Raw genomic sequence first — 24,893 nt, forward strand, 5'->3', positions numbered from 1 at the left:
CGTGGGCAGGGTCTGCCTGGTGTGTCGCTGGTTTGGGGGCCGTGGGATCAGCCCAGCGGGATGGCTGGGGAGTTGAGTGCGGCTGATCGTGAGCGCATGTCGCGTGCCGGTCTGCCGCCACTCTCCGCCGAGCAGGGGCTGGCGTTGTTCGACGCGGCTCTCGCTACGGGCGAGTCCGTGTTGCTGCCGGTGCGGCTGGAACTTTCCGCGTTCCGTTCCGGTTCCGGTGGTGTGGTGCCGCCATTGTTGCGTGGTCTGGTGCGGTCCCGTCGTACGGCCGGTCGCAGCGGTGCGAGTGGTCTGGTGCAGCGTTTGGTGGGGCTTGATGAGGTTGAGCGGCGTGAGGTGCTGCTTGACCTGGTACGGGGCCGGGTCGCGTTGGTGCTGGGGCATGAGAACGCGGCTGCGGTGGATGCGGCCCGGACGTTCCGTGATCTCGGGTTTGACTCGTTGATGGCCGTGGAGTTGCGGAACGGACTGAGTGCGGCGACGGGGCTGCGGCTTCCGGCGACGCTGGTGTTCGACTACCCGACCGCGCAGGCGCTTGCCGACCATCTCCTGGACCAGGTGCTGGGTGCCGAGGCCGCTGTCCCCGTGCCGGTTGGCGCATTGCCGCCGGTGGCGGACGATCCGGTGGTGATTGTGGGGATGGCGTGCCGGTATCCGGGTGGGGTGTCGTCTCCTGATCAGTTGTGGGATCTGGTGTCCGGTGGTGTGGATGCGGTCTCGGAGTTTCCGGTGGATCGTGGCTGGGACCGGGACGGGTTGTATCACCCGGATCCCGAGCATCCGGGTACGTCTTCGACGCGTGCGGGTGGGTTCCTGCATGACGCGGCGGAGTTTGATCCTGAGTTCTTCGGGATGAGTCCGCGTGAGGCGTTGGCGACGGATGCGCAGCAGCGGTTGTTGCTGGAAGCGGTGTGGGAGGCCGTCGAGCGTTCGGGTATCGACCCGGTGTCGCTGCGGGGAAGCCAGACTGGTGTGTTTGCCGGTCTGATGTACAACGACTACGGGTTGTTGCTGACGGGTCGGGAGTTTGAGGGGTTCCGGGGTAACGCGAGTGCGCCGAGTGTGGCGTCGGGTCGGGTGGCGTACACGTTGGGTCTGGAGGGTCCGACGGTCACGATTGATACGGCGTGTTCGTCGTCGCTGGTGGCGATGCATCTGGCGGCGCAGGCTCTGCGTGCGGGTGAGTGCTCGCTTGCTCTGGCTGGTGGTGTGACGGTGATGTCGACGCCGTCCACGTTTGTGGAGTTTTCCCGGCAGGGTGGGTTGTCGGCTGATGGTCGGTGTAAGGCGTTTTCGGATGCGGCTGATGGTGTGGGCTGGGGTGAGGGCGTGGGGATGCTCTTGCTGGAGCGGTTGTCGGATGCGGAGCGTCATGGGCATTCGGTGTTGGCGGTGGTGCGTGGCTCGGCGGTGAATCAGGATGGTGCGTCGAATGGTCTGACGGCTCCGAATGGACCTTCGCAGCAGCGGGTGATCCGTCAGGCGCTGGCCAGTGGTGGTCTGTCGCCGGTGGATGTGGATGTGGTGGAGGCGCACGGTACGGGTACGACGTTGGGTGACCCGATCGAGGCCCAGGCCCTGCTTGCCGCCTATGGCCAGGACCGTGAACGTCCGTTGTTGCTGGGTTCGGTGAAGTCGAACATCGGTCACACTCAGGCAGCGGCCGGTGTGGCGGGTGTGATCAAGTCGGTGATGGCGATGCGGCACGGGGTGCTGCCGCGCACGTTGCATGTGGATGCTCCGTCGTCGCACGTGGACTGGTCCGCCGGTGACGTGGAGTTGTTGCGGGAGAGCACGGCTTGGCCCGAGGTGGGGCGTGCGCGTCGTGCGGGTGTGTCGTCGTTCGGAATCAGCGGCACAAATGCGCATGTGATCCTTGAGGCTGTGCCGTCGGTGGAGCAGGCGGTACAGGAGCCGGGTGTGGTACCGGACGTGGTGCCGTGGCTGGTGTCGGCCAAGTCCGAGGGCGCGTTGAACGCGCAGGTGGAGCAGCTGCGGTCCTTCGCGGCCGACGAGCCGGGCCGTTCGGCGCTGGATGTTGGTTTCTCGCTGGCTGTTGGCCGGTCGGTGTTCGAGCATCGTGCTGTCCTGCTGGCTTCGCGGGACGGTCTGACCGAGGCGGCGCGGGGTTCGGTTGCGCAGGGTCCGTTGGCGTTTCTGTTCAGTGGTCAGGGTGCGCAGCGGCTGGGTATGGGGCGGGAGTTGTACGGTCGGTTCCCGGTGTTCGCGGAGGCGCTGGATGCGGTGTTCGCGGTGCTGGGGCCGCTGGGTGACGAGGAGGGCTTGCGTGGGGTGATCTGGGGTGAGGACCCGGATCTCCTCAATGAGACGGGTTTCGCTCAGCCGGCTCTGTTCGCCGTGGAAGTGGCTCTGTTCCGGTTGCTGGAGTCCCTCGGCGTTACGCCGGACTACGTCGGTGGGCATTCGATCGGTGAGGTGGCGGCTGCGCATGTTGCGGGTGTTCTGTCGCTTGCGGACGCGTGCCGTCTGGTGGCTGCTCGCGCACGGCTGATGCAGGAGCTTCCCCGAGGTGGAGCGATGGTGGCGGTCCAGGCCACCGAGGACGAGGTCCTGCCGTACCTCTCCGAACTCCCCGGTGGGGTGTCGATCGCTGCGGTCAACGGGCCTGCCTCGGTGGTGGTGTCCGGTGATGAGGGGGCGGTTCTGGAGGTCGCCGCTCGGCTGGGGGAGCTGGGTCGGAAGACGTCTCGGTTGCGGGTGTCGCATGCGTTCCATTCGGCGTTGATGGACGGGATGCTGGATGATTTCCGTGCGGTGGTGTCGGGGTTGGAGTTCCGTTCGCCGTTGATTCCGGTGGTGTCCAACCTGACGGGTGCTCTGGCCGGTTCCGAGGAACTGTGCGTGCCTGAGTACTGGGTGCGGCATGTGCGGGAGACGGTGCGGTTCGCTGATGGTGTGCGGGCGTTGTCCGATGCGGGTGTCCGTGCCTTCCTGGAGTTGGGTCCGGATGGTGTGCTGTCGGCGTTGGTCCGGGAGTCGGTGTCGGACGAGGCCGTGGTCGTGCCTGTCCTGCGTAAGGACCGTGGCGAGGAACGTGCGTTGGTCGCTGGTCTGGCCGGGGTGCACGTCGTCGGCGTGAGCGTGGACTGGCGGGCGCTGTTCGCCCGTACCGGTGCGGGGCAGGTCGAACTGCCCACGTACGCCTTCCAGCGGCAGCGGTACTGGCCCGAGCCCACCCAGGATGCGGTTGCCGGGGCCGGCGCGAGCGTTGACTCGGTCGACGCGGAGTTCTGGGCCGCGGTCGACGGCGAAGACCTGGAGGTTCTGGCAGCTCGGCTGGACGTCGACACCGACGCCTTGGGCGGCGTGGTGACCGCGTTGTCGGCGTGGCGCAGCCGGAGCCGGGTTCGGTCGACGGTGGATTCGTGGCGGTTCCGGGAGACCTGGCAGCCGCTGGGTGGCGGTGCGTCGCCTACGGCGTTGTCCGGGACGTGGCTGGCCGTGGTCCCGGCCGGCGATGCCGAGCAGGAGTGGATGCGGTCCGTGGTGGCCGCGCTGGGGCCGGACGCGGTGCGGGTGGTGGTCGACAGCGTCGACCGTACGGTGGTGGCCGAGCAACTGACATGCCAACTGGCCGAGTTGGAAGCGGAGGGCATGCCGCGCCTCTCGGGCGTGGTGTCGCTGTTGGCGGTCGATGAACGGGACCGTCAATCGAACGTACCTGTCGGCTTGGTGGCCACGGCGGTGCTCGTACAGGCGCTGGAGGACGTCGGGGTCACGGCGCCTGTATGGGCGGTGACGCGCGGCGCGGTGTCTGTCGGAGCCGACGACGCCGTGAGCCACCCGTCGCAGGCCGCCGTATGGGGCCTCGGCCGGGTCGCCGCGCTGGAGTACCCGGAGCGTTGGGGCGGCCTGATCGATCTGCCTCAGGAACAGCAGGTCCGGCAGGAGCAGCAAGACCCGCAAGACCGGCAGGACCAGCACCCGGACTCGCGGGCCCAGCTGGACTCGTACGACTCTCAGCATCCGCATGGCTCGCAAGGCACGCTGGAGTTGGACGAGCTGATCGCCCGACGTCTGGTCGGGGTCCTTGCTGGTGCCGCAACCGCAACCGCAACCGCAACCGGCACTGGCACCGGCACCGGCACCGGCACTGGCACCGGCACCGGCACCGGCACCGGCACCGGCACCGGTGCCGGAAACGGCGACGAGGACCAGGTCGCCGTACGAGCCTCCGGCGTCTACGGTCGGCGACTGCTGCCCGCCCCCGCTCCGACCCCCGGAACCCGATCCCGTACCGGAGCTGAGGGCGACGCCGATCCCAAGCCCCAGCTCGACAGCGAATCCACCTCAGAAACCAACACCGAAACCAACACCGAAACCAACTCAGAAGCCGACGCCCGAGCCGGCGCCGGGGGCGAGAGTGACACCCACGCCAGCACCGGCTGGGAGCCCTCGGGCACGGTGCTGATCACCGGCGGTACCGGTGCCCTGGGCGCGCATGTGGCCCGTGGACTGGCCGAACGAGGCGCGGAACACCTGCTGTTGCTGAGCCGCCGTGGCCCCGGGGCCCCCGGCGCGGCGGAGCTGGAGGCGGAACTGACCGCCCTGGGTGCGCGCGTCACGGTTCTGGCCTGCGATGTCGCCGACCATGACGAGTTGGCGGGTGCCCTGGACGCCGTACCGGCCGAGTTCCCCCTGACCGGTGTGGTGCACGCGGCCGGGGTTCTGGACGACGCGATGCTGGACGGACTGACCCCGGAGCGGTTCGAGACGGTCTTCCGGTCCAAGGTCGCCCCCGCGCTGCTGCTCGACGAGCTGACCGCCGACCGTGACGGTCTGTCGGCGTTCGTACTGTTCTCCTCGATGGCCGGCTCCCTGGGCAACATCGGTCAGGCGAACTACGCCGCCGCCAACGCGGTGTTGGACGCCCTCGCCCAGCGACGCCGGTCCTACGGTCTGCCGGCGACGTCGATCGCCTGGGGTGCCTGGAGCGGGGACGGCATGGCCGCAGGGGACGGCGCGCTCGCGCGGTCTCGGCACGTGGGGGCCACCGCGCTGGATCCCCGGCTCGCGCTGGCGGCCATGTCCGAGCTGGTCGCCGAACCACACCCGACCACCGTCGTCGCGGATCTGGCCGACCCGCAGATGCTGGAGGCGATGTTCAGCCTGCGGCCGGTCGCGTCGCTCACCACACTGCCCGGCGCCCGCGAGGCCGCGCGGGCGGCCGGGGAGGCGCGCCGCGAGAGTGAATCGGCGGCGTCGGCGCTCCGCGAGCGTCTGTACGCGGCCCCCGAGAACGGCCGCCTGGCAGTGCTGCTGGAGCTGGTCCGTACACACGCGGCGGCCGTGCTCGGCCACCCCGGACCGGACGCCATCAAGCCGGACCGGGCCTTCCAGGACCATGGCTTCGACTCGCTGACAGCGGTGGAACTGCGCAAGCGGCTCAGCCTGGTCACCGATCTGGCCCTGCCCAGCACCATGGTCTTCGACTATCCGACCCCCACCGCTCTCGCGGGATTCCTGCGCGGGGAGTTGCTGAGCGACACGGACGGCGCGCGCGACGCAGACGGCGCGAGCGTCATGGACGCGACGCCCGCCGCTCCGGCCGCGCACACCAGCGACGAGCCGATCGCGATCATCGGCATGAGCTGCCGCTTCCCCGGAGGTGTCAACTCGCCCGAGCAGTTCTGGGACCTCATCTCCTCCGGAGCCGACGCGGTCTCGGAGTTCCCGGTCAACCGTGGCTGGGACGCCACCGGCCTGTACGACCCGGATCCGGACCGCAGCGGCACCACGTACTCCACGCAGGGCGGGTTCCTGCACGAGGCGGGCGCGTTCGACCCGGTCTTCTTCGGGATCTCGCCGCGCGAGGCGCTGGTGATGGACCCGCAGCAGCGGCTGCTGCTGGAGGCCGCATGGGAGAGCATCGAGCGGGCGGGGATCGATCCGGCCACCCTGCGCTCCACGCTGACCGGCGCGTTCATCGGCTCCAGTTACCAGGACTACGGACGCGGCGCCGGGGACGGCACCGAGGGCCACATGGTCACCGGATCGATTCCCTCCGTCCTGTCCGGCCGGGTGTCGTACGTGCTCGGGCTCGAAGGCCCGGCGGTCACGGTCGACACCGCCTGCTCCTCCTCGCTGGTCGCCCTGCACCTGGCCTGCCAGAGCCTGCGCGACGGCGAGAGCACGCTCGCGCTGGCCGGCGGTGTCACGGTGATGACGACACCTGACTCGTTCGTCGCGTTCAGCCGTCAGCGCGCGCTGGCTCCCGACGGCCGCTGCAAGGCGTTCTCCGAGGGCGCGGACGGCATGGCGCTCGCCGAGGGTGTCGGACTGCTGCTGGTCGAGCGGCTGTCGGACGCGCGGCGCAACGGGCATCCGGTACTCGCCGTCATCCGGGGCTCCGCGATCAACCAGGACGGCGCCTCGAACGGTCTCACCGCCCCCAACGGCCCCTCGCAGCAGCGGGTGATCCGCAAGGCGCTGGCCACCGCCCGGGTCTCGCCCGCCGAGATCGACGCGGTGGAGGCGCACGGCACCGGCACCCCGCTCGGCGACCCGATCGAGGCCCAGGCGCTGCTCGCGACGTACGGCCGGGACCGGGCCCCGGAGCGGCCGGTGTGGCTGGGGTCGGTGAAGTCCAACATCGGGCACACCCAGTCGGCGGCGGGTGTCGCGAGCGTCATCAAGATGGTCATGGCGCTGCGACGGGGCGTCCTGCCCCCGACCCTGCACGTGGATACGCCGTCGTCGCGCGTGGACTGGTCCTCGGGCGCCCTCCGGCTGCTCTCCGAGCCGATGCCGTGGCCAAAGACCGAGGCCGGGCAGCCGCGCCGGTGCGCCGTGTCGTCGTTCGGAATCAGCGGTACGAACGCGCACGCGGTGCTGGAACAGGCCCCCGTCGAGGCCGAAGCCGAGCGTTCCCCCATTCCCGACGCCCTCGACTCTCCTGCCCTCGACTTCCCTGCCCTCGGTTCCCCTGCCCCCGACACCCTTGCTCAGGACGACCTCGGCCCTGTCACGCGGCTCACCGGCTCCGGACCGGCCGTCGTTCCGTGGATGCTGTCGGCACGTGACGGAGCCGCGCTACGGGACCGCGCGGCGGCCCTCGTATCGCACCTCGACGTGGAACCGGCGCACCGGGACACCGAGTTGGCGCGCCCGGACGAGCAGTCGGTGAACATCGGTTTCTCGCTGGTGACTTCGCGGTCGCTGTTCGAGCAGCGCGCGGTCGCCGTCGGCGCGGATTCCGCCGAACTGGCGGTCACACTGGCCGCGTTCGCCGAGGAGGACCCGTCGGCCCCCGTCGTCCGCGGCGAGGCCGATGTCGACGGGAAGACGGTGTTCGTCTTCCCCGGGCAGGGCACGCAGTGGGCGGGTATGGGCGCCGCTCTCCTCGACCGGTCACCGGTGTTCGCGGAGCGCTTCGCCGAGTGCGCGGCGGCTCTGGACCGGTTCGTGGACTGGTCGTCGGAGGACGTCGTACGCCAGAAGCCCGGCGCGCCGACCTTGGAACGTGTCGATGTCGTGCAGCCGGTGTCGTTCGCGGTCATGGTGGCACTGGCGTCCGTGTGGGAGTCGTACGGCGTCGTCCCGGACGCGGTCGTCGGCCACTCGCAGGGCGAGATCGCGGCGGCGGTCGTCTCGGGCGCGCTGTCCCTGGAGGACGGCGCCCGCGTGGTGGCGCTGCGCAGCCAGGCCATCGGCCGACGCCTCGCGGGACGCGGCGGCATGATGTCCGTGGCGCTGTCCGCCGACGAGGCACAGGCCCGGCTGGACGCGTCGTGGGAGGGGCGGCTGTCGGTCGCGGCCGTCAACGGCCCGGGGTCCGTGGTGGTGTGTGGCGACCCCGAGGCGCTGGACGAGTGCTTCGCCCGCCTGACCGAGGACGGCGTACGGGCGCGGAAGATCGCGGTGGACTACGCCTCGCACTCCGCACACGTCGAGGACCTGCACGACGAACTGCTCACCGAGCTGGCGCCGATCACCCCGCGCGCCTCGCTCGTACCCCTGCTCTCCACCGTGACCGGCGACTGGCTCGACACGAGCGGCATGGACGCCGCGTACTGGTACCGCAACCTCCGGCAGACCGTGCGCTTCGCGCCCGCCGTAGCGCGGTTGCTGGAAGAGCAGCACCGCGCGTTCATCGAGGTCAGCGCGCATCCGGTGCTGACCATGGGCGTCCAGGCCCAGATCGAGGAAGCCGCTGTCCCGGCCGTCGCGGTCGGCACGCTGCGCCGTGGTGAGGACGGGGCGCGCCGGGTGCTGACCTCGCTCGCCGAGGCCTTCGTACGGGGCGTGCACGTCGACTGGACCGCTGCCTTCGGCCCGGCGGCGAAGCGGGTCGACCTGCCCACGTATCCGTTCCAGCACCAGGAGCTGTGGGTACGGCCCGGCGAGGCGGAGCGGTCCGGGACAGCCGACCCGGCGGACGCGGCCTTCTGGTCCGCCGTCGAGCGGGCGGACCTCGCGGGCCTCACCGAGAGCCTGAACGTCGAGGCGGACGCGCTCGCCGCGATCCTGCCGGGCCTCACCGCCTGGCGTCGCCGTCGGCACGAGCAGTCCACCGTGGACGACTGGCGCTACCGGGTCAGTTGGACGCCGCTGCCCGCGCTGCCCCGGGCGACGCTCTCGGGTACCTGGCTGGTCGTCACCGCCGAGTCCGAGGCCGAGCCTGTTTCCGGAGCCGGAGCCGGAGCCGTGTCCGAAGCCGAGGGCGGTAAGGGCGAGGACGTGGTGGCCGCGCTTGAGGCGCACGGTGCGCGCGTACGACGGCTGACGCTGGACGAATCCTGCGTGGACCGCGTGGTGTTGGCGTCCCGCTTGACGGCAGCTGTCACCGAGGCAGCCCACGGCGCGTACGAGATGACCGCCCCCTCCGCCCCGGCCGACGATGCCATCAGCCCCGTCACCGAGCCCGGCCCTGTCACCGAACCTGGCCCTGTCACCGAGCCCGGCCCCGTCACCGAACCTGGCCGCGTCACCGAGCCCGTCGCCGGGATCGTGTCCCTGCTCGCCGCCGCCGAGGAGCCCTGCGCGGCGTATCCCGAACTCGCCACCGGCACGGCCCTCACCGTCGCCCTCGTACAGGCGCTGGAGGACACAGGCGCCGAGACCCCCCTGTGGTGCCTGACCCGGGGTGCCGTCTCCACCGGCCGTTCCGACCAGGTCACCCGCCCGGTCCAGGCCCAGACGCTCGGCATCGGCTGGACCACCGCGCTGGAACACCCGCGTTTCTACGGTGGCGCGGTGGACCTGCCGGAGGTCCTGGACGACCGCGCGGGACAGCGACTGGCGGCCGTACTGGCAGGAGCGGGCACGGGACTACGAGAAGCAGGTCCAGGAGTACGGGAAGAACCGGCCGGCGACACACGCGGCGAGGACCAACTCGCGTTGCGCGCCTCCGGCGTGCTGACCCGGCGCGTCGTCCGCGCCCGTACCGGTGACCGCGAACCGCGCGGAACCTGGTCGCCGCGCGGCACGGTGCTGGTCACCGGCGGCACCGGGACGCTCGGCCCGCACGTCGCCCGCTGGCTGTCGGGCCAGGGCGCCGAGCGGATCGTCCTCGTCAGCCGCCGGGGCCCAAACGCGCCCGGCGCCGCCGAACTGGTCGACGAACTGGCCGGGCAGGGCACCGACGTCACCGTCGCAGCCTGCGACATCACCGACCGCGGGGCCCTGGCAGCGCTGCTGGACCGGCTGACAGCCGACGGCCACACCCTGCGCACCGTTATCCACGCCGCCGCCGTCATCGAGCTGCACACCCTGGCGCAGACCGACCTGGCGGCATTCGCCAGGGTCATGCACGCCAAGGTCGCCGGCGCGCGGAACCTGGACGAACTGCTGGCGGACACTGAACTGGACGCCTTCGTCCTCTTCTCGTCCGTCGCGGGCATGTGGGGCAGCGGCCAGCACGCCGCCTATGTGGCCGGCAACGCCTACCTCGGCGCGCTGGCCATGAACCGGCGCTCCCGGGGGTTGGCGGCGACCTCCGTGCACTGGGGCATCTGGGCCAACGAGATGGGCATCGGCCGGGTCGCCCCGAACCAAGTCCGGCGCACCGGCCTGGAGTTCATGGACGCGAACCTCGCGCTGACCGGGATGCGGCGCGCGATGGACGACGGCGAGACCGCGATCGCCATCGCCGATGTGGACTGGGACCGCTACTACCCGGTGTTCGGATCGGTCCGGCCGACGGCGCTGTTCGACGAGGTGCCCGAGGTCCGGCAGCTGGTGGAGGCCGCCGAACAGCAGGCCGGGCAGGCGGGCAGGGGCGAGTTCGCGGCGAAGCTGGCCGCCCTGCCGCCCGTCGAGCGCGACCGCCTGCTGCTGGAGACCGTACGGGGCCAGGCGGCGGCCGTACTCGGCCACAGCTCGGTCGAGACGGTGGCCGAGCGGCGCGCCTTCCGCGAGGTCGGCTTCGACTCGCTGACCGCCGTCGACCTGCGCAACCGGCTCGCCGCCATCACCGGGCTCAGCCTGCCGGCGACCATGGTGTTCGACTATCCGACCCCCGTCGCGCTGGCCGACTTCCTGCGTACCGGGATCAGCGGCGACCAGCCGCTCACCGCCTCGCCTGCCCAGGGCCCGGCCTCGGCGCGGACCACCGACGAGCCCATCGCCATCATCGGCATGAGCTGCCGCTACCCGGGCGAGGCCGACTCGCCGGAGGAGCTGTGGGAACTCGTCATGGGCGGGACGGACGCGATCTCCGGCTTCCCCGCCGACCGGGGCTGGTCCACCGACGCGCTGTACGACCCGGACCCGGACACCCCGGGACGTACCTACAGCGCGCAGGGCGGATTCCTGCACAGGGCGGCCGACTTCGACCCCGGCTTCTTCGGTATCTCGCCGCGCGAGGCGGTGACGATGGACCCGCAGCAGCGCCTGCTGCTGGAGACGGCGTGGGAGGCGTTCGAACGCGCGGGGATCGTCCCGGAGAGTGTGCGCGCCACGCTGACCGGCGCGTTCATCGGCGCCAGCTATCAGGACTACCAGGCGAGCGGCGGGTCCGGCGGTGACGGTTCGGACGGCGTGGACGGCCACGCGGTCACCGGCACGCTCTCCAGCGTGCTGTCCGGCCGGGTCGCCTATCTGCTCGGTCTGGAGGGCCCCGCCGTCACCCTGGACACCGCCTGCTCGTCCTCCCTGACCGCGCTGCACCTGGCCTGCCAGTCGCTGCGCAACGGCGAGAGCACGCTCGCCCTCGCGGGCGGTGTGAGCCTCATGTCCACGCCGAACACCTTCATCGGCTTCAGCCGCCAGCGGGCGCTGGCTCCCGACGGCCGCTGCAAGGCGTACGGGGACTCCGCCGACGGCATGTCACTCGCCGAGGGCGTCGGCATGGTCCTCGTGGAGCGCCTGTCGGACGCCCAGCGCAACGGGCACCCGATCCTCGCCGTGGTCCGGGGCAGCGCCGTCAACCAGGACGGCGCGTCCAACGGACTGACCGCCCCCAACGGCCCGTCGCAGCAGCGCGTCATCCGCGCGGCCCTGTCCGGCGCGGGGCTGACCCCGGCGGACATCGACACCGTCGAGGGCCACGGCACCGGGACCGCGCTGGGCGACCCGATCGAGGCCCAGGCGCTGCTCGCGACGTACGGACAGGATCGTGAACGTCCGTTGCTGCTGGGCTCGGTGAAGTCCAACATCGGTCACACGCAGGCCGCGTCGGGCGTGGCGAGCGTCATCAAGATGGTGATGGCCCTGCGCCACGGAGTCCTCCCGCCGACCCTGCACGCCGGCACCCCGTCGACCCACGTGGACTGGTCGGCCGGCGCGGTCGAGTTGCTGGGCGAGCCCACCGACTGGCCCGAGACCGGGCGCCCGCGCCGCGCCGGTGTCTCGTCCTTCGGCATCAGCGGCACCAACGTGCACACCATCCTCGAACAGGCGCCGTCTGTAGATGAGTTGACGGCGGAGAGTCCCGGGTCGGCGCCCGCTCCCACACCCGCGCCCACGCCCGCGCTCCACGAGGAGACCGTGCCGGTGGTGCTGTCCGGCCGTAGCGACGACGCCCTGCGGGCGCAGGCCGACCGCCTGCTCTCCCTGGTCGAGGACCGGCCCGGGACGCCGCTCACCGACATCGCCTACTCGCAGGCCCTGCACCGGTCGGCCTTCGAACGCCGCACGGCCGTCGTCGCCCGGGACCAGGACGAACTGCGCCGTGGCCTGCTGGCCCTGCGCGACGGCCGGAGCGACGCGAGTGTCGTACGGGGCGGGGCCGGCGGAGGCACGGGCCGGGGACGCCTCGCCTTCCTGTTCACCGGACAGGGGGGCCAGCGCCCCGGCATGGGCCGTGAGCTGTACGAGCGGTTCCCGGTCTTCGCCGATGCCCTGGACGCCGTACTGGCCCACCTCGACACCGAGTTGGCCACCCCCCTGCGCGACGTCATGTTCGCCGCCGAAGGGACCCCCGAGGCGGCGCTGCTCGACCGCACCGGCCACACCCAGCCCGCGCTGTTCGCGATCGAGGTGGCCCTCTTCCGGCTCCTCGAATCCTGGGGCACGGTCCCCGACTACCTCGCCGGGCACTCCGTCGGGGAACTCGCCGCGGCACACGTCGCGGGTGTGTTCTCGCTCGCGGACGCCTGTGCGCTGGTCGCCGCGCGCGGCAGGCTGATGGAGGAACTGCCCGTCGGCGGCGCGATGGTCGCCGTCGAGTCCACCGAGGACGACGTCACCCCACTGCTCACCCACCGGGTGTCCGTCGCGGCCGTCAACGGCCCGTCGTCCCTGGTGATCTCCGGGGATGAGGACGCCGTCGAGGAGATCGCGGCCGAACTAGCCGCACGCGGCAGGCGGACCAAGCGGCTCCGGGTGAGCCACGCCTTCCACTCGCCGCTCATGGACGCCATGCTGGACGACTTCGCCGCCGTCGCCGCGCGTGTGTCCTACCGTCCGGCGTCGATCCCCCTCGTCTCCACCGTGACCGGCGAACTCGCCACCGACGAGGAACTGTGCTCGCCGGACTACTGGGTACGGCACGTCCGCGGCACCGTACGGTTCGCCGACGGGGTGACCACACTCGCCGAGCGTGGCGTACGCACCTTCGTAGAGGTCGGCCCGGACGGCGTGCTCAGCGCGATGACCCGGGAGTGCCTGGACGACGAGGCGCGAGCGCGCACCACGGTGATACCGGCGCTGCGCCGGGACCGCGACGAGGTGCTCGCCGTCACCGCCGCGCAGGCGGGCGTCCATGTGGCGGGCGTGCCCGTGGACTGGTCCGGTTTCTTCGCCGGAACGGGCGCGCGACGGATCGAACTGCCCACCTACGCCTTCCAACGGCAGCGGTTCTGGGCCGAACCGGCGCTCGTGGCCTCCGCCCCCGATGCTTCTGAGGACACGGCGGACACCGTCTTCTGGTCCGCGGTGGAGCGGGAGGACGCGGACTCGCTGGCCGCCACGCTGGACCTGGACGCCGAGGCCGCGAGCGTGCTGACGCCCGCTCTCTCCTCGTGGCGTCGTCGCCGCCGTGCCAGGTCGACGGTGGACGCGCTGCGCTACCAGGTGGTCTGGAAGCCGACCGGCGCCTCGTCGGTGTCCCGGGCGCTGCCGGGCCGGTGGCTCGTCCTCACCCCCGCAGGGTCCGGGGACGACGCATGGGTGACCGCCGTGATCGACGGACTCGGCGAGCGGACCGTACGCGTCGAGGTCGCCGAGGCGGACGCGGACCGGGAGGACCTCGCGGGCCGGTTGCGCGCCGGTACGGACGGTGAGTTCGCCGGGGTGCTGTCCCTGCTGGCCCTCGGCGACGGTCATTCCCTTGACGGAGACCTGTCCGGCGGTGATTCGCTCGACGGCGGCCTGTCCGGCGGTGATTCGTTCGACGGCGGCCTGTCCGGCGCAGGTCTCTTCGACGGCGGGGGCGCCTCCGCCCGCACCGCCACCGTGTTCCAGGCCCTCGGCGACGCCGGGATCGACGCACCGCTGTGGTGTGCCACCCGGGGCGCCGTGTCGGTCGGCCGTTCCGAGTCCGTGCACCGGCCCGCCCAGGCCGCCGTCTGGGGGCTGGGCCGCGTCGTCGCCCTCGAACACCCCGACCGCTGGGGCGGGTTGATCGATTTGCCCGAGCGGATCGACCCGGCCACGGTGCGCCGGCTCCGGGGCGTACTGGCGGGGACCGGTGAGGACCAGGTCGCCGTACGCGCCTCCGGCGTGTTCGCCCGCAGGCTCGCGCACAGCCCCGTGACAGCGGACCGGGCGACCGGGTTCACCCCGGGCGGCACCGTCCTGATCACCGGTGGCACCGGCGGTCTCGGCGCGCATGTCGCCCGCTGGCTGGCCCGCGAGGGCGCGCCGCACCTGCTGCTGATCAGCCGCCGGGGAGAGGATGCGCCCGGCGCCGCCGAACTGCGGCGGGAACTCACCGGACTCGGCGCCCGGGTCACCGTCGCGGCCTGCGACGCCGCCGACCGGGACGCCCTCGCCACCGTCCTCGCCGACATCCCCGAGGACCTTCCGCTCACCGCCGTCGTCCATACCGCCGGTGTGCTCCAGGACCGTGTGGCCGATGCCCTGACGCCGGACGACTTCGCCGCCGTACTGCGTGCCAAGGCCGTGTCCGCGCGGAACCTCGACGTACTGACCGAGGACGCCGGGCTGTCGGCGTTCGTCCTCTTCTCCTCCACAGCGGGCGTCATCGGCGCGGCCGGACAGGGCAACTACGCTGCTGCCAACGCCTACTTGGACGCTCTCGCCGAGCACCGCAGGTCCCGTGGCCGCACCGCCGTCTCGATCGCCTGGGGTCCCTGGGCGGGATCCGGCATGGTCAGCGGTACCAGCGGTACCAGCGGTACCAGCGGTACCAGCGGTACCAGCGGTACCAGCGGTCCTGACGAGGCCGCCGACATCGAACGCCGCGTGCGGCGCGGCGGATTCACGCCCCTCGCCCCGGACCTGGCCGTCTCCGCCCTGCGCGCGGCCGTCGAACACGACGACTCCACGCTCACCGTCGCCGACATCGACTGGGACCGTTTCGTCCCCGCCCACACCTCGGCCCGGCCCGCCCCGCTCGTCGGCGACCTGCCCGAGACGCGGCGGATCCTCGCCAACGGCGGCGGCACCGACGCCGCTCAGGCACCCGGCGAGTCGGAACTGCGGGAACGACTGGCGGGCATGCCCGACGCCGAACGCGGCCGGTTCCTGCTCGACCTGCTGCGCACCCAGGTCGCCGCGGTCCTCGGCCACACCGACATACGCGCCGTCGAGGCCGACCGTAGCTTCCGGGACCTCGGCTTCGACTCGCTGACCACACTGGAGCTGCGCAACGCAATCGCCGCGGGCACCGGTCTGACCCTGCCCGCCTCCCTCGTCTACGACTACCCGACCCCGCAGGAGCTGGCCGACTTCCTCCTCGCCGAACTGCTCGGATCGCTGCCGGAACACACGGCACCGGACGCCCCGGCGCGGGGCCCGGCCACCGCGCACACGGCCGACGACCCGATCGCGATCGTCGGCATCGGCTGCCGCTTCCCCGGCGATGTGACGTCCCCCGACGACCTCTGGGAACTGCTCGCCGAGGGCCGCGACGCGATCTCACCGTTCCCCACCGACCGGCACTGGGACCTGGACGCGCTGGCGGCCGGGGCCTCCACCACCCGCGAGGGCGGATTCCTCAGCGGTGTGGCCGACTTCGACGCCGGATTCTTCGGCATATCCCCGCGCGAGGCACTGGCCATGGACCCGCAGCAGCGGCTGCTGCTGGAGACGTCGTGGGAGGCGCTGGAACGAGCCGACATCGACCCCGCTTCGCTGCGAGGGAGCGCCACGGGCGTCTTCGTGGGCACCAACGGCCAGGACTACACCGACGTACTGCGCGGCGGATCCGAGGACGTCCAGGGGTACGCGGCCACCGGAAACACCGCGAGCGTCCTGTCGGGGCGCGTGTCGTACGTCCTCGGTCTCGAAGGCCCGGCCGTCACGGTCGACACCGCCTGCTCCGCCTCGCTGGTGGCCCTGCACTGGGCCACCCGGGCGCTGCGCGCCGGCGAGTGCTCGCTGGCGCTCGCGGGAGGCGTGTCGGTGATGTCGCGCCCCGACGCCTTCGTGGAATTCAGCACCCAGGGCGGTCTCGCCCCCGACGGCCGCTGCAAGCCGTTCTCCGGTGACGCGGACGGCACCTCCTGGTCGGAAGGCGCTGGTGTGCTCGTCCTGGAACGGGTCTCCGACGCGCTCCGCAACGGGCACGAGGTCCGCGCCATCGTCCGCGGCACCGCCGTCAACCAGGACGGCGCGTCCAACGGACTGACCGCCCCCAACGGCCCGTCCCAGCAGCGCGTCATCCGGCAGGCGCTGGCCGACGCGCGGCTCGGCCACACCGACATCGACGCCGTCGACGCGCACGGTACGGGTACGACGCTGGGCGACCCGATCGAGGCGCACGCCCTGCTCGCGACCTACGGGCAGCACCGCGAACGCCCGCTGCTGCTGGGCTCGGTGAAGTCGAACCTCGGCCACACCCAGGCCGCGGCAGGCGTCGCCGGTGTCATCAAGATGGTCCTGGCGATGCAGCGGGGCACCCTGCCGAAGACGCTCCATGCCGACGTCCCCTCCCCGCACATCGCCTGGGCCTCCGGAGAACTCGACCTGCTCACCACGCCCACCGCGTGGCCCGAGACCGGCGGGCCGCGCCGGGCGGGCGTATCGGCGTTCGGCATGAGCGGCACGAACGCCCACGTCATCATCGAACAGGCACCGAGCGCGCCGCCCGAGCCCGAAGAAACCCAAGACGCTCACCATCCGACGAGCGACAGGGCCGTGCTGCCCTGGGTCGTCTCGGGCAAGACCGCCGAGGCGCTCACCGCTCAGCTCACCCGTCTCGCCTCCTTCACCGGGCAGCACCCCGAACTGCCCGCCGCCGGAATCGCCCACTCACTGGCGACGGCCCGCTCCGCCTTCGCGCACCGCGCGGTACTGCTGCCCGCCGAGGACGGGACGACGGAGATCGCACGCGGCGTAGCACGCGGTGCGCGCGGCCCCGTCGCCTTTGTCTTCTCCGGGCAGGGGAGTCAGCGGTTGGGGATGGGACGGGAGTTGTACGAGCGGTTCTCGGTGTTCGCGGAGGCGTTGGATTCCGTGCTCGCCCACTTGGACACCGTGTCGGATCGTGCGTTGCGGGATGTGATGTGGGGTGACGCGCCGGAGGTTCTGGATCGGACGGGGTGTGCGCAGCCGGCGTTGTTCGCGGTGGAGGTGGCGCTGTTCCGGCTGGTCGAGTCGTGGGGTGTGGTGCCGGATTATGTCGCGGGTCATTCGATCGGTGAGGTGGCCGCGGCACATGTGGCGGGAGTGTTCTCGTTGGAGGATGCCTGCCGGTTGGTGGCCGCGCGCGCATCGCTGATGGATGGCCTGCCGTCTGGTGGTGCGATGGTGGCGGTGGAGGCCTCGGAGGCTGAGGTTGTGCCGCTGCTGACCGAACGGGTGTCGATCGCCGCGGTGAATGGTCCGGAGTCGGTGGTGCTCTCCGGCGATGAGGACGCTGTCCTCGCGCTCGCGGATCATATTGCGGGGCTCGGGCGGCGGACGACGCGTCTGCGGGTGTCGCACGCGTTCCATTCGGTGTTGATGGAGCCGATGCTCGGGGAGTTCGAACGGGCTTTGTCCGGGCTGGAGTTCCATGCGCCGCGGATGGCTGTGGTGTCGAACCTGACCGGTGCCTTCGCCTCGGCCGAGGAGCTGTGCTCGCCGGAGTACTGGGTGCGGCACGTCCGTGAGACCGTCCGCTTCGCCGACGGCGTACGCACTCTGCACGACGCGGGCGTGAGCGCCTACGTCGAACTCGGCCCCGACGGCGCCCTGTCCGCCGCCATGGCCCGGCTCGTCGAAGGACCGCCGGTGGTACCGGTGCTGCGCCGCGACCACGGCGAGGAAACCGCGCTGGTGACCGCCCTGTCCCGGCTCCATGTGCACGGCGTCGCCATCGACTGGCGCGCCTTCTTCGCCGGGACGGGCACGGAACGGGTCGCTCTGCCGACGTACGCCTTCCAGCGTCGGCGGTTCTGGCCCGAACCGGCACCGACGGCCCAGGTCGACCCGGCCGACGCCGAGTTCTGGTCGGCCGTCGAGCGCGAGGACCTGGGGTCGCTGACGGCGACGCTCGGCCTCGAAGGCGACGCGGCGACGGCGATCGCCCCGGCGCTGACCGCGCTGTCGTCGTGGAACCGGCGCAGGCGCGAGGGCGCTGTCGCGGACGGCTGGCGGTACCGGGCGAGCTGGGAGCCGGTGATCGTACGGGACACGGAGGCCGTACGGGACTCGCAGGCCGTACGGGACACGGAGGCCGTACGCGGCACGGATACCGAGCGGGACACGGAGGCCGCGCCCGGTCGCTGGCTGGTGCTCGCGGAGCCGGAGGACCCGTGGGCCGTCGCGATCGCCGGGGCGCTGGGCGACGAGGCCGCGCACGTGGCCCGCCGGGCGGCCGACGTTGGCCGTATGGACTTCACCGGTGTGGTCTCGCTCTCGGCCTCGCCCGAAGCCGGACCGCTGGAGCTGCTGGAGGAGCTGGCGGGCGCCGGGATCACCGCGCCGCTGTGGTGTGTCACCCGGGGCGCGGTGAAGGCGCTGCCCGAGGACCGGGTCGAGGACCCGCGCCAGGCGGCGCTGTGGGGCGCGGGACGCGTGGCCGCCCTGGACCACCCCGAACGATGGGGCGGCGTCATCGACTTGGCGGTGGAGGAACCGGACGAGCGCCCAGGCCCTGCCCCGCAGGACTCCCCGGTCCCGGAACGCCTGGCAACGCACCTGGCAGAACACCTGGCGGCGCACCTGACGAAGCGTCTCGGAGCCGGGGGAACGGACGGGGCGCAGCGCGACCGCGCCGGCGAGTACGAGATCGCGCTCCGCCCCTCCGGGGCCTTCGCGAGGCGTCTCGTCCGTGCCGGGGCACCCGCCACGACCTGGACCCCCTCCGGCACCGCACTGGTCGTCGGCACCGGCCTAATCGCCCTTCGGGTGGCACACTGGCTGGCCCACGAAGGCGCCGAACACCTCGTCCTCATCGGCCGTGACACCTCCACGGCGGCGGAACTGGAAGCCGAACTGGGCTCCAGGGCAACGGTGTTGGCCTGCGACACCGCCGACCGTGACCAACTGTCCGTCGTGCTCGACGCCCTCCCGGACGATGAACTCACCACCGTCGTACACGCGGAGGAGCCCGTCGGCGACACCCTGGAGCAGGCGCTGGCCGGGGTGACGCACCTCGACGAACTGCTCACCGGCCGGGAGCTGGAGGCGTACGTACTGTTCAGCTCGGTCGCCGGAGTGTGGGGCGTACGGGGCCGGGGCACCGAGGCGGCGACGGGAGCCGTCCTGGAGGCCATGGCGCAGCGGCGGCGCGACCGTGGCGCGGCCGCGCTGTGCGCCGCCTGGGGTGCGTGGGAGGAGGCCACCGAGAGGTCGCTCACGGGCCATCTGCGGGCGAGCGGACTGCCCGTACTGCCCACGGACACCGCGCTCGCGGCGCTCGGCCGGGCGGTCGCGGGCGGCGAGGCTTCGCTCACCCTGGCCGACGTGAAGTGGGAGGTCTTCGCTCCCGCCTTCGCGGAATCCGGCACCGGCGCCCTGCTGGCCGGTGTGCCGGAGGCCCGTGCGGCGCTCGACACCGCCGACCGGGACCGGGACGGCGGCGACGCCGCCGCAGGACTGGGAACCGCCGGGACCGAACTTCGGGACCGGCTCCTGGACCTGCCCGAGGACGAGCGGTTCCGCGAACTGCTCACCCTGGTACGCGAGGAGAGCGCCCTGGTGCTCGGGCACACGGACGCGCGCGCCGTCGAAGCCGGTCTGCCGTTCCGGGACCTCGGGTTCGACTCGCTGACGGCCGTCGACCTGCGCAACCAGCTCACCCGGGCGACCGGCCTGAGGGTGCCCGCCACCGCCGTGTTCGACTTCCCGACACCGAACGAGCTGGCCGGCCATCTGCTGGCCGGGCTGCTCGGCGGTGCCGGGACCGCCCCGGGGGCTCCGGCCGTCCCGGCACCGCCGGTCGTCCGTACGGACGACGACCCGATCGTGATCGTCGGAATGAGCTGCCGGTTCCCCGGCGGGGTGCGGTCGCCGGAAGACCTCTGGGCCCTGGTCATGGACGGCACCGACGCCGTCGGTGACATGCCCGTGGACCGTGGCTGGGACTTCGACGCCCTGCTCGCCGGGGGCGGCTCCGGCGGCAGCGTCACCCGCAGCGGAGGCTTCCTGCACGACGCGGCCGACTTCGACCCCGGCTTCTTCGGTATCTCCCCGAACGAAGCGCTCGTCATGGACCCGCAGCAGCGCCTCGTACTCGAATCCGCGTGGGAGGCGCTGGAGGGGGCCGGTATCGACCCGGCCACACTGCGCGGGACCGACGCGGGCGCGTTCGTCGGCGGCGGCAGCGGCGACTACCGCCTGCCGGAGCATCTGGGCCGGTGGGAGACCGCGCAGTCGGCGAGCCTGCTGTCCGGCCGGCTGGCCTACACCTTCGGTCTCCAGGGCCCCACCGTCTCCGTCGATACGGCCTGCTCCTCGTCGCTGGTCGCCCTGCACCTCGCCGCACAGGCGCTGCGGTCGGGGGAGTGCTCGGTCGCGCTGGCGGGCGGTGTGACGGTGATGTCGACCCCGGTAGGCTTCGTGGAGTTCAGCGCCCAGGGCGCGCTCTCGCCGGACGGCCGCTGCAAGGCGTTCTCCGAGGACGCGGACGGTACCGGCTGGGCCGAGGGCGTGGGCATGCTGGTCATCGAACGGCTCTCGGACGCACGCCGCGAAGGCCACCCCGTACTGGCCGTGCTCCGTGGCTCGGCGATCAACCAGGACGGCGCGTCCAACGGACTCACCGCGCCGAACGGCCCGTCCCAACAGCGGGTAATCCAGCGGGCGTTGGCAGGGTCCGGGCTCGCGCCCGCCGATGTCGACGCGGTGGAGGCACACGGTACGGGTACGACACTGGGCGACCCGATCGAGGCCCAGGCGCTGCTGGCGACCTACGGGCAGGACCGCGAGCGTCCGCTGTTGCTGGGCTCGGTGAAGTCCAACATCGGTCACACCCAGGCCGCTTCGGGCGCCGCGGGCGTGATCAAGATGATCCAGGCGCTGCGGCACGGCCTGCTGCCCAGGACCCTGCACGCGGACACTCCCTCGTCCCATGTGGACTGGAGCGCGGGCTCCGTACGGCTGCTGACGGAACCGGCCGCGTGGCCGGACTCCGGCCGCCCCCGACGGGCCGGTGTCTCCTCGTTCGGCGCCAGCGGGACGAACGCGCACGTGATCCTGGAGCAGGCGCCTCAGGAAGAGACGTCTCAGGAAGCGACGCCTCAGGAAGAGACGATCTCGGGAGAGACGGGCGAGACCGTACCGGTCGTGCTCTCCGCCCGCACACCGGACGCACTGCGCGCGCAGGCCCGTCGCCTGCTCACCCATACCGAGGCCCGCCCCGGACTCGGGCTCGCCGACCTGGCGTACTCGCTGGCCACCACCCGCGCGCTGTTCGAGCACCGGGCCGCGCTTCCGGCCACCGACCGCGGCGAACTGCTGGCCGCACTGGCCGCGCTCGCCGACGGCGAGGACGGCCCGCACATCCTGCGCGCGGACGCCCCCCGGGCGGGGAAGCTGGCGTTCCTCTTCTCCGGGCAGGGGAGTCAGCGGTTGGGGATGGGACGGGAGTTGTACGAGCGGTTCCCGGTCTTCGCGGAGGCGTTGGATTCCGTGCTCGCCTGCTTGGACACCGTGTCGGATCGTGCGTTGCGGGATGTGATGTGGGGTGACGCGCCGGAGGTTCTGGATCGGACGGGGTGTGCGCAGCCGGCGTTGTTCGCGGTGGAGGTGGCGCTGTTCCGGCTGGTCGAGTCGTGGGGTGTGGTGCCGGATTATCTGGCCGGTCACTCCGTGGGCGAGATCGCTGCCGCGCATGTGGCGGGGGTGTTCTCGTTGGAGGATGCCTGCCGGTTGGTGTCCGCGCGTGCGGCGCTGATGGATGGTCTGCCGTCTGGTGGTGCGATGGTGGCGGTGGAGGCCTCGGAGGCTGAGGTTGTGCCGCTGCTGACCGAACGGGTGTCGATCGCTGCGGTGAATGGTCCGGAGTCGGTGGTGGTGTCCGGCGATGAGGACGCCGTTCTCGCGCTCATGGATCGTTTTGAGGGGCGGCGGACGACGCGTCTGCGGGTGTCGCACGCGTTCCATTCGGTGTTGATGGAGCCGATGCTCGGGGAGTTCGAACGGACTTTGTCCGGGCTGGAGTTCCATGCGCCGCGGATGGCTGTGGTGTCGAATCTGACCGGTGCCTTCGCCTCGGCCGAGGAGTTGTGCTCACCGGAGTACTGGGTGCGGCACGTCCGTGAGACCGTCCGCTTCGCCGACGGCGTATGCACCCTCGCGGACCGCGACGTCACCACCCTGCTGGAACTCGGCCCCGGCAACACACTGCTGGGCATGGCCGCGTCCACACTGCCCGACGGTGTGACCACGGTGCCGACCCTGCTCCGCGAGAAGCCGGAACAGGCGTCCGTCGCGACGGCCGTGGCCCGGTTGCGCCTGAGCGGTGTCGCGGTCGACTGGCACGCGTACTTCGCGGACGGTACGCCGCGGGCGAAGCGGGTGAACCTGCCGACGTACGCCTTCCAGCACGAACGGTTCTGGCCGGATGCCGTGCCCGCGTCCCGTACCAACCAGCTCGGTGGGTCGGGAAGGGCCGACGACGCCTTCTGGGATGCCGTCGAGGGCGAGGACTTCGCCGCGCTCGAATCGACGCTGAACGTCGAAGGCGACGCCCTGTCCCGGGTGCTGCCCGCGATGCTCGACTGGCGCAGGCAGCGCCAGGAGGAGTCCACGGTGGACGGCTGGCGCCACCGGATCGTCTGGAAGCCGCTCGCCGGCGTGCCCGCCGAGGGCCCGGCCGGGAGCTGGCTCGCCGTCGTCCCCGCCGCGTACGCGGACGACCCGTGGATCCGGACGGTGCTGGAGGCACTGGGCACCGACGTGGTGTCCGTGCCGGTGGCGGCGTACGAGCGCGAGGGGCTGGCGGGTCGACTCCGTGAGCAGGCAGGTGTGTTCACCGGCGTGATCTCGCTGCTCCCGGTGGACGAGACGGGGACGGAGACAGGCGCCCCGGCCGGTACGGTCGCCACCGCGGCGCTCGTACAGGCACTGGGCGACGCCGGTGTGAGCGCCCCGCTGTGGTGCGTCACGCGCGGCGCGATCTCGGTCGGCCGCTCGGACGCCGTGACCGCGCCCGCGCAGGCGGCGGTATGGGGCCTGGGCAGGGTCGCGGTGCTGGAGTACCCGGACCGCTGGGGCGGTCTGATCGACCTCCCGGCCGAACTCGACGACCGGGTGACCGCCGGATTCACGGCCGTGCTGGCGGGCTGGGACGGCGAGGACCAGGTCGCGGTCCGCCGGAGCGCGGTCTTCGGCCGCAGGCTGATCCCGGCCCCGGCCCCGGCCGCCGTCCCGGCCCCCGCCCTCGACCCGGCAGCCGACCCGTCGTCGGCAGTGGTCAACGGGACGACGCGGCCCACTTCGGCCGTCCCGGTCTGGGAACCGACCGGAACCGTACTGATCACCGGCGGAACCGGGGCACTCGGGGCGCATGTGGCCCGGCGGCTCGCGCAAGTGGGAGCGCCGCATCTGCTGCTCGCCGGCCGACGCGGTGCGCAGGCGCCGGGAATGGACGCCCTGCGCGAGGAACTGACCGCGCTCGGCGCCCGGGTGACCGTCGCCGCCTGCGACGTCGCCGACCGGGCGGAACTGACCGGACTGCTGGCGGCCGTACCCGCCGATCAGCCACTGACCGGTGTGGTGCACGCGGCCGGTGTGCTGGACGACGGGGTACTCGACCGGCTCACCCCCGAGCGGTTCGCGACGGTGTTCCGCGCCAAGGTCACCTCCGCCCTCCTGCTCGACGAGCTGACGCGGGACGCGGACCTGTCCGTGTTCGCGCTGTTCTCCTCCGCGTCCGCCGTCGTCGGCAACCCCGGACAGGCCAACTACGCGGCGGCGAACGCCGTACTGGACGCCCTGGCCGAGCGACGCCGGGCGGACGGTCTGCCCGCGACCTCGGTCTCCTGGGGTGCGTGGGGCGGCGGAGGCACGGCGGGATCGGCCCAGGCGGAAGAGGCGGCACGCCGGGCCGGCGTCGCGCCGATGGATCCGCGACTGGCGAGCGAGGTGCTGCGCCGGCTGGTGGCGGAGCCCGAGCCCACCGCGCTGGTCGCCGAGATCGCCCCGGACCGCTTCGCGCGGGCCTACGGCGGTACGCGGCCGAGCGCCCTACTCCGCGAACTGCCCGGCTACCAGGAGCTGGTGGCCAAGCCCGGCGGCGAGCCGGCCGAGTCCGAAGGCGCCGCCCTGCGGGAGCGGCTGGTGAAACTGCCGGAGCCCAGGCGCCTTGAGGCGGTGCTGGACGTGGTCCGTAGCCGTTCCGCGCAGGTGCTCGGCTACCGGGGCGCCGACGCGGTGGGCGCCGAACGGCCGTTCCGCGAGCTGGGAGTCGATTCCCTCGGCGCGGTCGAACTCCGTAACCAGATCGGCGGCGCGACGGGGCTGAGCCTGGCCGCGACGCTGGTGTTCGACTATCCGACCCCTCTGGCGCTGGCCGAGCACATCGCCGGGCGGCTCGCGCCCGACGGTCCGGCCGCCACGGCGGCCGAGAACGGCGAGTCGGCCGAGGACACGAAGATCCGGTCGCTGCTGGCGAAGGTGCCGCTCGGCCGGCTCCGGGAGATCGGCCTCCTGGAACCGCTGCTCGAACTCGTGGGCCAGCACACCGGTGCCCCGGCGCGCGACGACGAGCCCGGCGAGCGGTCCATCGACGCGATGGCGCTGGACGACCTGGTACGGGCCGCCCTTCAGGGGCAGCCCGACGACGAGCCGGACCGACGACCCGACGACGCGTCAGGTCCACGACCCGACGACGAGTCATCCAAGTGACGGAGGAACTCATGAGCACG

At 72.2% G+C, this 24,893-nt stretch carries 1 protein-coding gene; it reads left to right on the top strand.

Annotated elements, in window-relative coordinates; genetic code table 11:
* The first annotated feature begins 96 nt into the window (after positions 1-96).
* Positions 97-24,873 carry a type I polyketide synthase gene (locus ACIOJD_RS33220; protein WP_401920039.1) on the top strand — a complete coding sequence of 8,259 codons (24,777 nt, stop codon included), beginning with the start codon at positions 97-99 and terminating at the stop codon, positions 24,871-24,873.
* Positions 24,874-24,893: the final 20 nt, after the last annotated feature.

The sequence above is a fragment of the Streptomyces sp. NPDC088116 genome, from assembly GCF_044741745.1.
Lineage (GTDB): Bacteria > Actinomycetota > Actinomycetes > Streptomycetales > Streptomycetaceae > Streptomyces.

Coding starts and splice junctions, on each gene's coding strand:
- ACIOJD_RS33220 (WP_401920039.1), top strand. CDS start 97: ATGTCGCGTGCCGGTCTGCCGCCACTCTCCGCCGAGCAGGGGCTGGCG.